At 72.8% G+C, this 14053-nt stretch carries 6 protein-coding genes; 2 read left to right on the top strand and 4 right to left on the bottom strand.

The genetic code is table 11. From position 1 onward, the window contains the following. Window positions 1–657: 657 nt before the first annotated feature. Window positions 658–5634 carry an AAA family ATPase gene (locus OV079_RS01505; protein ID WP_267765808.1) on the top strand — a complete coding sequence of 1659 codons (4977 nt, stop codon included), beginning with the start codon at window positions 658–660 and terminating at the stop codon, window positions 5632–5634. Window positions 5635–5762: 128 nt separating this feature from the next. Here OV079_RS01505 and OV079_RS01500 read toward each other — a convergent pair whose 3' ends face one another. Continuing rightward, window positions 5763–6659 carry a LysR family transcriptional regulator gene (locus OV079_RS01500; RefSeq protein WP_267765806.1) on the bottom strand — a complete coding sequence of 299 codons (897 nt, stop codon included), beginning with the start codon at window positions 6657–6659 and terminating at the stop codon, window positions 5763–5765. Between the two features lie 86 nt (window positions 6660–6745). Between OV079_RS01500 and OV079_RS01495 the strand changes: the two genes are divergently transcribed. After that, complete coding sequence (locus OV079_RS01495) at window positions 6746–7798, top strand: NAD(P)-dependent alcohol dehydrogenase (protein WP_267765805.1); 1053 nt, start codon at window positions 6746–6748, stop codon at window positions 7796–7798. An 82-nt stretch (window positions 7799–7880) separates the two neighbouring features. Here OV079_RS01495 and OV079_RS01490 read toward each other — a convergent pair whose 3' ends face one another. The 3 genes from OV079_RS01490 to OV079_RS01480 form a co-directional block, all read right to left on the bottom strand. Further along, window positions 7881–9569 carry a DUF4403 family protein gene (locus tag OV079_RS01490; protein ID WP_267765804.1) on the bottom strand — a complete coding sequence of 563 codons (1689 nt, stop codon included), beginning with the start codon at window positions 9567–9569 and terminating at the stop codon, window positions 7881–7883. 570 nt (window positions 9570–10139) lie between these two features. After that, on the bottom strand, window positions 10140–10613 hold the full coding sequence (locus OV079_RS01485; protein WP_267765803.1) for a hypothetical protein: 474 nt from the start codon (window positions 10611–10613) through the stop codon (window positions 10140–10142). Next, a complete protein-coding gene (locus OV079_RS01480; protein WP_267765802.1) occupies window positions 10574–13372 on the bottom strand; it encodes an NACHT domain-containing protein in 2799 nt (932 codons plus the stop codon). The genes OV079_RS01485 and OV079_RS01480 overlap by 40 nt, the downstream gene beginning before the upstream one ends. Window positions 13373–14053: the final 681 nt, after the last annotated feature.

The raw sequence follows: 14053 nt of genomic DNA, 5'->3' as shown, positions 1-14053 counted from the left end.
ACGCGCCGAGCACCGGGATGCCCGCCCGACGCCGGGCGCTCGCGCGCCCTCGCCCGCGACCCCGTGATCCGCCGCAGGCGCTGACGCGGGGGACCCCGCGATCCCTCGCCCGAGGCATGCGCTCCGGTGCACCCGCATTGCGCGGCACCTGCCTCGTGATCGCCCCGCACCACGACGTCGGCGCCACCCCGGACTACGCGCAGCGCCGCCCGATCTCGCGATCCGTGCCCCCGTTTTCCAGGCCCGCCGTGATTTGCCGCGGGCGCGCGATCCGACGCCGCCCGACTAGTAGGAGTGGCAGCATGCGGAGCTCGACAATCCTCGCGGCGAGGGCCGACGAGCCGCCCGCGCGGGCGGGCCCCGATCTGCCGTCGCGGCTGCCAGAGCCCCCCTCGCTGCCCCTCCTGGCGCGCGCACGGCCCCAGCGGCGCCGGCGCGGAGGCGACGAGTGCCATGATATCCGCGATGGACCGACACGCAATCTCGGCACCGGGCGGAGCGTCCGCCGGCGCGGTCCTCGCCCCCGAGGCTTGACTCGGCCCGAGGATGACGCGTAGGGTCCTGGCATTATTGCGAGCGCTCCGCGACCGGCGGAGCGCGCCGCGGGCGAGTCGAGCGGGCATGTCCACATTCGGTCAATACACAATCGTCGAATCGTTGCATGAAGACCCCGAGACCGCGCTCGTGCGCGGGTTTCGCACCGAGGATCGCGCCCCGGTCACCCTGCGGCTGCCGCGGCGCTCGCCCCCGACGGCCCGCGACCTGGCCCGGCTGCAGCACGAATACGCGATCCTCCGCAGCCTCGCGGTCCCCGGCGTCGTCGCCGCGCACGCGCTCGAGCACCACGGCGACCGCCTCGCGCTGGTGCTCGCCTCGCCGCCCGGCGAGCCGCTCGATACGGTCCTGCGCGCGGGCCGGCTGCCCGTGCGCGAGGCGCTGGCGATCGCCGCCGCCGTCGCCGACATCCTCGTCGGCGTCCACGCCAGCGGCATCATCCACAAGCACATCAAGCCGGCCAACCTCGTCGTCCGCCGCGAGCCGCTCGCGGTCCACCTGATCGGCTTCGGCCTGGCCACGCGGCTGTCGGTCGAGGCCCAGCGGCCCACCAGCCTCGACGCGCTCGAGGGCAGCCTCGCCTATATGTCGCCCGAGCAGACCGGGCGGATGAACCGCTCGCTCGACCTCCGCAGCGACTTCTACTCGCTCGGCGCCACGCTCTACCACATGCTCACCGGCGTCCCGCCGTTCCCCGGCGACGACCCGCTCGAGCTCGTGCACGGCCACATCGCCCGCGTGCCCCCGCCGCCGCGCCAGCTCGCCGACGTGCCCGAGGTCGTCTCGGCGCTGGTGATGCGGCTCCTGGCCAAGGCGCCCGAGGAGCGCTACCAGAGCGCCAGCGGCCTCGCGGCCGACCTGCGCGAGTGCCTGCGCCGACAGGGCGCCACCGGCGACATCCCGGCCTTCCCGCTCGGGCGCCACGAGGGGGCCGCCGCGCTGCGCCTGCCGCAGAAGCTCTACGGCCGCGACGACGAGCTGCAGACCCTGCTCGCCGCGTTCGCGCGGGTGCGCAGCGGCGCCACCGAGCTCTTGCTGGTCGCCGGCTACTCCGGCATCGGCAAGAGCGCGCTCGTCCACGAGCTGCACAAGACGATCGCCCGCGACGGCGGCACCTTCGTCGCCGGCAAGTTCGACCAGCTGGCGCGCAACGCCCCCTACGCCCCATTCGTGCAGGCCTTCCGCGACCTCCTGCGTCAGACCCTCGGCGCGGGCGGCGATCGCATGGCCCGCGTGCGCGACGACCTCCTGCGCGCCGCCGACGGCCACGCCCAGGTCCTCGTCGATCTGATCCCCGAGCTCGCGCACGTCCTCGGACCCCAGCCGGCCGCCCCCGAGCTCGGGCCCACCGAGGCGCTCAACCGCTTCAACCGCCTCGTCGACGAATTCGTGCAGACCTTCGCCGGCGGCCAGTCCGGCCCGCTGGTGCTGTTCCTCGACGACCTCCAGTGGGCCGACCTCGCCTCGCTCAAGCTGCTGCAGCTGTGCCTCACCTCGCCCTCGCCGCGGCGGCTGCTGGTGGTCGGGGCCTACCGCGACAACGAGGTCGGCCCCACGCACCCGCTGACTGTCGCCGCCGACGAGCTGCGCGGCAAGGGCCTCGCCGTCCATGCGCTCGCGCTCGGCCCGCTCGCCCCGCAGCACCTCGGCGAGCTGCTCGCGGACGTGCTCGGCGGCACCTCCTCGCGCGCCATGCCGCTCGCGCGGGTCGTGTGGCGCAAGACCGACGGCAACCCGTTCTTCGTCGGCCTGTTCCTCCGCGGCCTCTACCAGGACGGCCTCCTCCACCCCGGCGCCGGCGACGGCGGCTTCACCTGGGACCTCGCCGCGATCGAGTCGCGCGAGGTCACCGCCAACGTCGTCGACTTCATGGGCCAGCGGCTGCGCCGCTGCGGCGAGGCGACCCAGCGGGCCCTGCGGCTCGCCGCCTGCATCGGCCACGAATTCACCCTCGCCGCCCTCGCCACCATCTGCGGCGAATCACCGGACGCGACCGCGGCCGCGCTGTGGGAGGCGCTCGAAGAGAACCTCGTCCTGCCCGACAGCAACGACTACCGCTTCGTCCACCACGCCGCGCCCGCGCCCGCGCAGGACGGCGCCCTCGAGCTGAGCTATCACTTCGCCCACGATCGCGTGCAGCAGGCCGCCTACGCGCTCGTCCCCGAGGACGAGCGGCCCGCCACGCACCTGCAGATCGGTCGGCTCCTGCTGGCGCGGCTCGGCGCCGATCCGCGGCCCGACGAGTTGTTCGACGTCGTCGACCACCTGGGTCGCGGCCTCGATCGCATGGTCGACCCGGACGAGCGCCGGCGCGTCTCCGAGCTCCATCTCGTCGTCGGCCGGCACGCCAAGAAATCCACCGCCTACGCGGCCGCGGCCCAGTACCTGCGCGTCGGCATCGAGCTGCTGGCCGAAGGCGCCTGGGACCACGACTACGCCCACGCCTACGCCCTGCACTGCGAGCTCGCCGAGTGCGAGTCGCTGGCCGGCGCCTTCGAGCGGGCCGAGCAGCTGTTCGCCGTCATTCACGACCGCGCGCGCGACCCTGTCGATCGGGCCAACGTCTACATCCTGCAGATGCGCCTCTACCAGGTCGCCGGGCGCTACGACGCCGGCGTCGACCTCGGCGTGCGGGGCCTCGCCCTGTTCGGCGTCGAGCTGCCCGAGCAGGACGGCGCCCTGCAGAGCGCCATGAGCGACGAGGCCTCCGCGATCGCCGGCAACCTCGCCGGGCGCCCGATCCCCTCGCTGCTCGACGCCCCCCTGATGACCGACCCGACCCATCGCGCGATCCTCTCGCTGATGGTCGGCATCATGCCGTGCGCCTACATCGGCCGGCCGAAGGTGTTCCCGTACTTCGCGCTCAAGGCCGTCAACTTCTCGCTGCGCCACGGCAACGCCGAGGACTCGTGCTTCGCCTACAGCGTGTACGGCTTCATGCTCGTCGCCGTGTTCGCCGACGCCGCCGCCGGCTACGCCTTCTCCGAGATGTCGATCCAGCTCAACGAGCGGTTCGGCAACACCAAGCTGCGCGGCACCCTGCTCCACCTCCACGGCGACCACATCAACTTCTGGCGCCGCCCGCTGCGCACCGACTTCCCGATCCTCGAGCAGGCCTTCCACGCCTGCGTGTCGGCGGGCGACCTCGTGTACGCCTCCTTCCTGGCCTTCGAGACAGTCTGGCAGCACATCGAGGTCGGCGCCCCGCTCGGCGAGGCGCGGCGGGCCGCCGAGCGGTTCGCCGCGTTCGCGCGCGAGAGCAACAACGACGCCGTCTATCAGACCATCCGCCTGCAGCAGCAATTCCTCGACAGCCTGGACGGCCGCGTCCGCCCCGGCACCCTGCTCGACAGCGACGACTTCGACGCCCGCGAGTGCCTCGACGTCCTCACTCGCGCCAGCTTCGGCTGCGGCATCGCCTTCCATCACATCATCCGCCTGATCCTGCTCTACACCTACGGCCGCCACGACGAGGCGCTGGCCGCCGCCGCCGCGCGCGAGGTCCTCGGCGCGGTGATGGCGATGCCGATCGAGGCGACCTTCCACCTCTACGAGGCGCTGGCGGTGTGCGCCCGCGCCCGCGTCGTCGATCCGACCCAGGCCCTGGGCGACCGCGACCTGCTGCGCGACAGCATCTTCAAGCTCGCGCGCTGGGCCGACGACTGCCCCGACAACTTCGAGCACAAGTACCTGCTCGTACGCGCCGAGGAGGCGCGCGTCACCGGTCGGCCGCTCGAGGCCGAGGAGCTGTACGACCAGGCCATCGCCTCGGCGCGGCGCCACGGCTTCGTCCAGTACGAGGCCCTGGCCAACGCCCTGTGCGGCGAGTTCTACCGCGAGCGTCAGCGCCACGTCATCGCCCCCGTGTACATGCGGGCCGCCCACGACGGCTTCTTGCAGTGGGGCGCGTCGGCCAAGGCCGCCCTGATCGCCCGCGAGTTCCCGCAGGTGGCCGCCGCCGCCTTCGCGCCGTCCGCTCCTGCGCCCGAGGACGGCGGCGCGGCCGACGGCGGAGTCGCGCTCGATCTGACGACCGTGGTGCGGCTCGGCCAGGCGCTGGTCGGCGAGATCGAGCTCGACAAGCTGCTCGACCGCCTGGTCCGCATCGTCATGCAGAACGCCGGCGGCACGCGCGTGTACCTCCTGCTCGACCGCGACGGCGCGCTCGAGCTCGCGGCGGTCGCCGCCGCCGACAGCGACGTCGTCGAGGTCGTGCCCGGCACGCCTTTGGCCGCCCGGCCCGACGTCCCGGCCACCCTCGTGAACTACGTCGCCCGTACCCGCGAGGCGCTGGTCCTCGGCGACGTCGCCCGCGACGCCCGCTTCGCCGCCGACCCCGCGCTCGCGGCTCGCCACGTCAAGTCGGTGCTGTGCCTCGCGCTCGCGCACCGCCGGCGCACCAGCGGCATCCTCGTCGTCGAGAACGACCTGATCCGCGACGCCTTCAGCCGCGGCCGCGTCGAGCTGCTGCAGGTGCTGTGCGCCCAGGCGGTCACGGCCGTCGAGAACGCCCTGCTCTACCGCCACGTCGTCGGCGCCAACGAGCGCCTCGAGGCCGACGTCGCCCAGCGCACCGCCGACCTGCGGGCCGCCAACGAGCGCCTGTCGGCCGAGCTCGGCGAGCGCGAACGGGCCGAGCAGGCCCGCGCCGCCATGCAGGAGGAGATGATCCGCCTGCAGCAGGCCATGCTCGCCGAGCTGTCGACGCCGATGATCCCGATCACCGACGCGATCGTCGTCATGCCGCTCATCGGCACCCTCGACACCGCCCGCTGCGAGCACCTCTTGCACACCGCCCTCCAGGGCACCGAGGCCGGGCGCATGCGCGTCGTCATCTTCGACGTCACCGGCATGAAGGGCATCGACACCGGCGGCGCGATCGCCCTGATCCAGGCCGCCTCGGCGCTGCGCCTGCTCGGCGCCCGCACGGTCCTGACCGGCGTCAACCCGGCGACCGCGTCGCTGCTGGTCGACCTCGGCATCGACCTGCGCGACATCGCCACCCACGGCACCTTGCAGGACGGCATCGCCTTCGCCATGCGCCAGCTCGCCGGCAAGCCGCGCGGCGGCGCCGCCTGACGCCGACGATCAGCCCGCATGCCCCTTCGCACATGACCGAACGGACATGCTTCAAAGCGCATGTCCATTCGGCCATCATCGGATTCGCCCCCGGCCTCCGCGCATTCGCGCGCGCCGGAGGTCCGGCCTCAACGCGGCCGATCGATCCGCAGCGCCTCGATCACCGCCCGCAGCGCCGGCGTCACGTGGCGACGGCTCGGCCAGTACAAAAAGCTCCCGGGGAACCGCGGGCACCAGTCGGCCAGCACCGGCACCAGCGCTCCTGCGGCCACGTGCGCCGCCACGTGGCTCTCGAGCGCGTAGGCCAGGCCGACCCCTGCGCGCGCCGCCTCGACGATCAGCTGCGGCTCGTTCGTCACCAGCGCCGACTCCATCGCCACGGTGAGCGCGCGTCCGTCCTTCTCGAGCTCCCACTTATAAAGCACCCCGGACGAGTGGCGATAGCTCACCGCGCGGTGCTGGCGGAGCTCCTGCGGCGTCTTCGGCGGCGGGTGGCGCGTGAAGTACTCCGGCGAGCCCACGATCGCCGCCCGCTCGTCGGGCCCGATTCGCACCGACACCATGTCCTTGTCGACCAGGTCGCCGAGGCGCACCCCCGCGTCGAAGCGGTCGGCCACGATGTCGGCCAGCCGGTCGTCGGCCACGATCTCGAGCACCACCTGCGGATACTTGCGGGTCAGCTCGGGCAGGCGCGGCGCCAGCAGGCGCAGCGCCGCGTCGCGGTGGACCGTCAGCCGCACCGAACCGGCCGGCTCGTCGCGCAGCTCGGCCAACCCGTCGACCGCCGCCGCCACCCCCTCCATCGCCGGCACCAGCGTCGCCAGCAGCCGCTCGCCCGCGGCCGTGGGCGCCACGCTGCGGGTCGTGCGGTGGAGCAGGCGCAGGCCCAGGCGCTCCTCGAGCCCCGTCATCGCGTGGCTGATCGCCGACGTCGACAGCCCGAGCCGCGACGCCGCCTTCGTGAAGCTGCGCGCCTCGGCGACCGCCACGAACACCGCCAGATCCGGCCAGTCCTCGCGCCTCATTGTTGAACCTCGCTCATCGGCCCTTCCTGCCGGGCCTCTCTACTCGACCCCCGCCGCCGTGCCTAGCCTGGCGGCGAAGGAGCCTCATGCCCGAAGTCCGAGCCTACGCCGCGCAGTCGCCCACCAGCGGCCTCGCGCCGATCACCATCGTCCGCCGCGAGCCCCGCCCCGACGACGTCGTGATCGACGTCGCGTATTGCGGGATCTGCCACACCGACCTGTCCCAGGTCCGCGACGAGTGGGGGAGCGCCGAATACCCCATGGTGCCCGGCCACGAGATCACCGGCATCGTCCGCGCCGTCGGCAGCGCCGTCACCGACCTCGCCGTCGGCGCGCGCGTCGGCGTCGGCTGCTTCGTCGACGGTGGCTGCTCCAGGGGCCGCTGCGACCGCGAGCACGAGCACCGCCACCTCGCCGACCTCGTCGCCACCTACAACGGCCGCGAGCACGACGGCGCCCCGACTTACGGCGGCTACTCGCGCTCGATCGTCGTCAAGCGCCCCTACGTGCTGGCGCTCCCCGACGCCTTGCCGCTCGACGCCGCCGCCCCGCTGCTGTGCGCCGGCATCTCGCTCTACTCCCCGCTCGTCCACTGGCGCGTCGGTCCGGGCAGCAGGGTCGCGGTCGTCGGCCTCGGCGGCCTCGGCCACCTCGGCGTCAAGCTCGCGCGCGCCTTCGGGGCCGACGTCACCGTCCTCTCCCGCACCGACGCCAAGCGGTCCGACGCCCTCGCCCTCGGCGCTCACGGCTATCACGCCACCTCCGACCCCGACACCTTCACGCGGCTGACGGGCCGGTTCGACCTCGTGCTCGTCACCGTCGGCGCCACCCTCGACTGGAACGCCTACCTGCGGCTCCTGCGGCCCGAGGGCACCCTCGTCCTGATCGGCATGCCCGACGCGCCCGGCAGCGTGAACGCCTTCGAGCTGCTGACCCAGCGCAAGTCGATCTCCGGCTCGGCCATCGGCAGCATCCCCGAGACCGCGCGCATGCTCGAGTTCTGCGCCCGCCACGGCGTCGCCGCCGACATCGAAGTCATCCCGATCCAGGACCTCGCCGCCGCCTACGCCCGCCTGGACCGCGGCGACGTCCGCTACCGCTTCGTCATCGACATGCAGTCGCTGGACCGCGCGCCGTAGCGCCGCGCCGAAAGGCCGAACGGACATGCTCGTACGAACATGTCCGTTCAGTCATCTCACCCGCCGGTCGCCCGGCGCGCGCTCACGGCGTGTAGGCGATGTCGAGCTTGCCGGCCAGCGCCACGGCGGCGTCGACCACCCCGTCCTTCACGCTGAAGTTCTCGAGCTGGACGTCGGTGAGCTCGCCGTCGACTTGCAGCTTGCCGGCCAGCACCCCGCCGAGCGCCTTCGTCACCGCCTCGGTCAGCGCGGCCGCCTTGGCGTCGAGCTTCCAGCGGGCCTTGTCGGCCACCAGCTTGCGCAGCGCCACGTACTGCGACTGCGACAGCTTCTGCAGCTTCTCGTTGTCGGTGTCGACCGTGTAGTCGAAGTTCTCGATCGACAGCTCGCGCGCCTTGGCATCCCACTCGAGGTCGCCCTGCAGCTTGAGCTCGCCGCGGAGCGCCCCGCCGACGCCGACCGCGAACGACAGGCGGTGCGGGTGTCGGCCCTCGAACGCGTCGACCAGCTTCACGTACGTGATCACGATGTCGGGCGTGTTGCGGCCGTCGAGCTTGACGTTGGCGACGCGCTTGCTCAGCTCCTCGTTGAGCTGGCTGAGCGGCAGGTGCAGGCGCGACTTGAAGGCGAACCCGGGCGGGTCGGTCACCGGCTCGAGCTTCGGCAGCGGCGTCGGCTTGACCGCCGGCTTGTCGCCGAGCTGGACCACCAGCTGACCCGCGAGGCCGAGGTCGACGCGGAGGTCGTCGCCGTCCATGCGCGGCTGAGACACCCCGATCGACGTCGGCTTGGCGACCAGCCACGCCGGGGTCGAGCAGATCGCCCCCGCCTCGGTCGGGCAGCGGCCCTGACCGAGCTGCTGCAGCGACTGCGGCTGCTGCAGCGCCGTCCACAGCGTCTGCGCCTGCTTCTTCAGGTTGAGCTGCTTCTCGAACTGCGCGTCGGCCTGGTCCAGCGCCTGCTCGATCTTCGGCACCAGCTGCTTCTGCAGGTTCTTGTTGACCATCGGCGCGACGGTCTCCTTGGTGATGCACACCTTGGCCAGCGCCTTGACGCACACCTGCCCGCTCGGCGCCGGCCCGAAGTCGATGTCGTCGAGCTTCGCCTCGGCGGTCACGCGGAAGTCGTCCTGGATCTTGAAGTCGGCGTGGAACTTGGCCGCGACCCGCTGCGGCTCGGCCTTGGTGCCCCACGTCTCGCCCTTCGTGATCCAGATGACGCGCTTGCCGATCTTCGTCGACGCGCGCACGTCGGCCGCGTAGCGCACGTTCACGCTCACGTCGAGCCGCCCGTCGTCGAACTTGGCCTTGATCGGGTCGCGCCAGACCGTGTAGCGGACCTCGATCTTGGTCGCCGACTTCGGGTCGCTGACCACCTGCCAGTCCTGCGTGATCGTCTTCTGGATCAGGCTGTCGACCTTCTTCACCGACTCGTCGAACGCGACGCGCAGCGGCACCACCATCTGGGTCCCCTCGCGCACGCTCGGCGGCGGCTCTTCCGGCTTCGGCGCCGGCCGCGGCGTGGGCGGCTTCGGCTGCGGCTTCGGCTTGGCCGGCTTCCCGGGGCCCGACGGCTTGGCGGGCTTCGGCGTCGGCTCTTTGGTCGGGGCCTGACTCGACGGCTTCGGCTTCGGCTTCCCCTTCGCCGGCTTGGGCTTGCCCGCTGCGCCCCGCGGCGGCGAGCTCGGCCCTGAATACGGCACGCGAACGATGGTGCAGCTGCAGAGGAATACGAGCAGCGTCGCGAAGGAGAGCTTGGGTGTCGGGAGCATCGTGCCGTCCTCAGACTCCGAAATCCGGGCGCGCTTCACCTCGCGCGGGTGCGGACCTCGGGCCGGCCGAGCATCGCCGGCACGGCCCCGCCAGGGAAGCCGCCCCGCACCGGCGCGTCATCGCCCCTGCCCCTCGCGCCCGCGCTCGCGCTCGCCTGCCCGCCACGCGCCCCGCAGCGGCCCAGCAGGCCGTTCACGCCAACGGAGCCGCTCGCGCATCGACCGCCGAGGGGCCGCGCTCGCCTGCAGGCGCTCCCGAGCGCGCCGCACACGCGGCGCATGCCCGACCCGCGCGGCGGTCCATCTGAGCGTGCTCACGCCGCCAGGATCGCCGAGCCCGCGTCCGCGGCGGAGCGATCCTCCCGCGACTTCATGAACCCCTCGTCATCTCTCCGCCCGACCTGTCTCTTCAGACACGTCGTCGCGCGAGGCCATCGGGCGACGAGCGGCCTCACGGACAACTTCGAGCCTCACCCCAATCTCGCCGTGCCATGACTTTGAAGACATGTCCAATGAGTCATGTGATCGAGAGACATCCGACCACGGTCGAGCGCGGCGACCCGACCGCACTCACGCCTCGGGCAACCAGGCTCGCAACCTCGCGGCGACCCCCGCGAGCTCCGCGTCAGCTTCGCCCTCGACCAGCGCGGCCCACACCTCCGGCCACCGCGAAGCTCCGTCGTCGGCCGCGAATTGCCGGCACAGCAGCCAGTGGACGCGCGGCCACCAGTGCTCCGGCGCCGGCCCGCCCGCGATCCGTCGCCAGCGCTCGCCCGTCGGCCAGCGCCCCGTCGTCGTGTACTGCGTCCATCCGAGCGCGAGGAACAGCGCCAGTCGATCGGCCTCCGGCGGCTCCGGCAACGACGCCTCGATCGCCTCCCAGTTGAGCCAGATCCACGTGTGCGCCTGCCGCTGCGCCCCGTATTGCTCGGCCAGCGCAGGCTCGGCGGGGAACGTGTCCGCCGCGATCCGCACCTGCGCCGCATGGAGGGCGATCACCCGGATCAACAGGTCGCCGGCATCGAGCTCCCCGCTGCGGTGCATTGCCAGCAGATCGTCGACGCAGAGCCCGCCCGCAGGCGCCTCCATCGCCACCACGTGCAGCTTGCCCAGCGCTTCGTGCAGATCGACCACCACGCACTTCTCGGGCGTGTAGTTCCCCGCTTCCACTCGTCGTCCTCTTCATCGGCGATGACGGGGTCGAGGTGCTCGCGCACCTCGTCGCGGGGATTCGGGCCGTACCACGCCTCCCAGTAACCGGGGTCGCACGAGCGGACGTACGCTTCCACGTCGACGCCCGCGGACGGCGGAAAGTAGCCGAGGAACTGCCACGGAGGCGCGTCCGCGTAGCACGCGAAATCACCGCCCGTATAGCCGAGCAGCGGCTCGTGCGGGGCGGCCAGCGGGTACGCCTCACGCACCAGCCTCTGCGATCCCTCGACCAGCGTCACCGTCATCTTCGTCGAATCGACCTCGGGCCAGCTCGGCAGCGTCGCCGGCACGATCGCGCGCCAATCGAGCCACTCGACCCGCAGCGCACGCACGGGCGGCTTGATGCAGCCGAGCGACCACACCGCTCCCAGCACCAGGCCGAGCGTCAGCGCCGCGCGACACCCCGCGCTCGCCGGCCCGCACGCCACCGCCACCGCCGCCGCGAACGTCGGCGCGTCGGGAAACGCTCCCGTGAATGCGAGCAGGGCCGCACCCACCTCCGCGCGGCTGCGCAGGTGCTGGCTCAACGCGACCAGCGGCGCCGACTCCGACGATTCCCGCACCGGCGGCAACAGGAAGAGCGCCACGGCCCGCGCCCTCGTCGCATCGTCCCGCCGCCCCAGCGCCCCCTCCACGACCTCCGGCGACACACCCACGCGCGCCGCGGCCGGCAGCAGCTCGACGAGCCCCGCGAGCGGCGCGCGCTGCAGCGCCGTCACGAACCACGCCTCGATCGCGGGCGCCTCGGTCGGCGAGAATCGGAACACGTCCGCCAGGATCTCGAGGTTCTGGCCCGCGCGGCCGGCGATCCCCGCGGCGATCAGCGGACCGAGCTGCTCCGGCGTCAGGCTCATGCCCTCTCGCAGACACATCAGCAAGAACTCGCGGCCGCCCGGATCGCCCATGAGCGCCGCGTAGACCGGATCGATCTGCACGTCACGACCGCCGCGACGTCCGAGCCGGAGCAACGCGACCTCCCGCCAGGTCGCCTTGCGCGCGTGCTCGACGATCCAGCCCACCTCGGCGTCGGCCGAGCGCACCCGCTCCAGGCGGCAAGCTGCCATGTACTCGCCCAGCGAGCGGTGAATGAAGCCGAACACCCCCGGGCTGTCGGCCACCAGCATCCCGTTCTCGCACTCGAAGCGCTCGATCCACTGCTTCGCCGCCCGTTCGCGCCCGCGCGGCCCGAGCCGCGCGAACTCCGGCTCCTCGCCCAGGCGCGCGGCCACCACCGCCAGCAGCTCGGGCTCGGCGATGAGCGCCGCCCCGGCCGACCGCTCCGACGCGCCGTCCAACATGTGCCACGCCACGTCCTCGAGGCAGCGACGCTGCACGTCGATCTCGAGGTTCGTCGGCCCGCGCCCGCGCAGCTCCGGCCAGGTCTCGAGCAGCGTCTGCACGCAGCGCTCGTACAGCTGCGCGCGCTCGCCCGGCAGGCGTTCGTCCGCCGCGTAGACCCGCGCCACCAGGGTCGCCAGCAGCGGATTGGTGGCCAACTTGCCCACCGCCGGGGTGGCCTGGAGGGCCGCGAGAAGCCCCTCGGTGAGCCGCTGGCGCCGCGACGGCTCGTCCGTCACCTGCAGCTGATACCAGCGGCGCACGAACGCCGCCAGCTCCTCGGCCCGGAACGGCTCGATGCGGTAGCAGGAGAACCGCTGCGGCCCCGAGCTCGGCAGCGCCGATTCCTCGTACCCTGCCACCCGGCTGGTGACGAGCAGCGCGGCCTCCGGGTACACCGCCGCGAACGCGTCGATGCGCTCGCAGATCGTCGCGCGCCAGGTCGCGTCGACGCGCTCGCCGCTCGTCGCGCGCGGCGTCGGGTCGCCGACCTCGTCCAGCCCGTCGAGCAGCACCACCGCCCGCCCCGACCGCAACCACGCCTCGAGCTCGCGCTCGCTGAACGACACCGACAGCCGCACGCGAGCTTGCTCGCGCAGGAACTCCGGCAGCGACACGTCCGCCTTGGCGATCTTCGCCACATAGTCGCGGAGCGGCAAGAGCAGCGGCAACGGAGCCGCCGAGCCCGGCGGCAGCAGCCCCTCGATCGCGCCTGCCAGCGCCGCCGTCAGGTAGCGACAGAGCGTGGTCTTGCCGCTGCCGGGATCACCGAGCACCACGATCCGCGGAGCGCCCTCCCGGACCTCGCCGTCGGCCCGGATCAATGCCCGCAGCAGCGCGCCGATCGAATAGCAGTACCGACCCCCGCGCAGCCGCAGCGGCACGTACAGCGCCTCGATGGGCAAGGTCGACGTCGGCCCTGCCCCGCCCACTGCGAGCAGGCGCACGAACCGGTGCGCCCCCGCGAGGGCCACTCGATAGCGGGCGAACCCGTCGTCGCCGCTCGCCGTCCGCTCCGCCGCGGGGGTCTCCGCCGGCGCGTCCCCGAGGCACACTCGTCGCAGCTCCGCGATCGCCTCGCACCGCCGCGGCCGCGCCGCCATGAGCCGGTCGAAGAACCCGTGGTCGATCGAGCCGCGCCGCTCGAGCGCGCGCACGGCCTCCTGCGCGAGCGACCGCAACGACGCCGCGGTGCCGGGCAACCACGGCAGCACCTCGACGGCCCCGGGCTCGCCGGCCAGGTGCGTCCGCATCCTCGTCGGTGAAGCTCTTCACCAGGAACTCAGCCAGCTTCGCCTCGGCGGCCACAGCCGCGCCAGTGTAGCGCATTCACGGCGCAGCCCGCTCCGCGACCTCGCGGCCGCCGCGTTCATCCTCGCCGGCGTCGTGATCGCTCGCACCCGGCACCTCGCCCCTTGCCCCTCGCCCCTCACGGCGAGCTCCGGCGCAATGTTCGCGATCTCTCGGCTCGCGCTGCCCCTCGCACCCCTCGGCGAGCTCCGGCGCAATGTTCGCGATCTCCCGGCTCGCGCTGCCCCTCGCACCCCTCACGGCGACCTCCGGCGCAATGTTCGCGATCACCCGGCTCGCGCGGCCCCTCGCACCCTCGGCGACCTCCGGCGCAATGTTCGCCCGGCTCGCGCTCGCCTCCGTCCCTCGTCCCGTCCGGCTTGCGACGGGATCCGACACAACGTGGGCGAGCACCGGTCGGCGATCGACCCTCTCCTCGTCGGAACCATGCCTCGCCGGGTGTCGGGCCCGCTCCGGCGCCCTCGCACCGACCGCCCTCGTCACGCCCGACATCCTCGATCGCAGCAAACACCGCGAGCCTCGCAATCATCGCACTCGCATTGTGTCGCCGACTGCGCGGCCTCGCCTGGAGGCATCATTCGCCGCCCGCCCGAGCCCGCTGCATGTGCATCGATATCCCACGC

This window comes from Nannocystis pusilla (assembly GCF_026626665.1).
Taxonomy (GTDB): Bacteria; Myxococcota_A; Polyangia; order Nannocystales; family Nannocystaceae; genus Nannocystis; species Nannocystis pusilla.
Note: the sequence above shows the minus strand (reverse complement) of the source record. Positions and strands in the feature narration are given on the sequence as shown.

Coding starts and splice junctions, on each gene's coding strand:
- OV079_RS01480 (WP_267765802.1), bottom strand. CDS start 13,372: ATGCGGACGCACCTGGCCGGCGAGCCCGGGGCCGTCGAGGTGCTGCCG.
- OV079_RS01495 (WP_267765805.1), top strand. CDS start 6,746: ATGCCCGAAGTCCGAGCCTACGCCGCGCAGTCGCCCACCAGCGGCCTC.
- OV079_RS01490 (WP_267765804.1), bottom strand. CDS start 9,569: ATGCTCCCGACACCCAAGCTCTCCTTCGCGACGCTGCTCGTATTCCTC.
- OV079_RS01485 (WP_267765803.1), bottom strand. CDS start 10,613: ATGCACCGCAGCGGGGAGCTCGATGCCGGCGACCTGTTGATCCGGGTG.
- OV079_RS01500 (WP_267765806.1), bottom strand. CDS start 6,659: ATGAGGCGCGAGGACTGGCCGGATCTGGCGGTGTTCGTGGCGGTCGCC.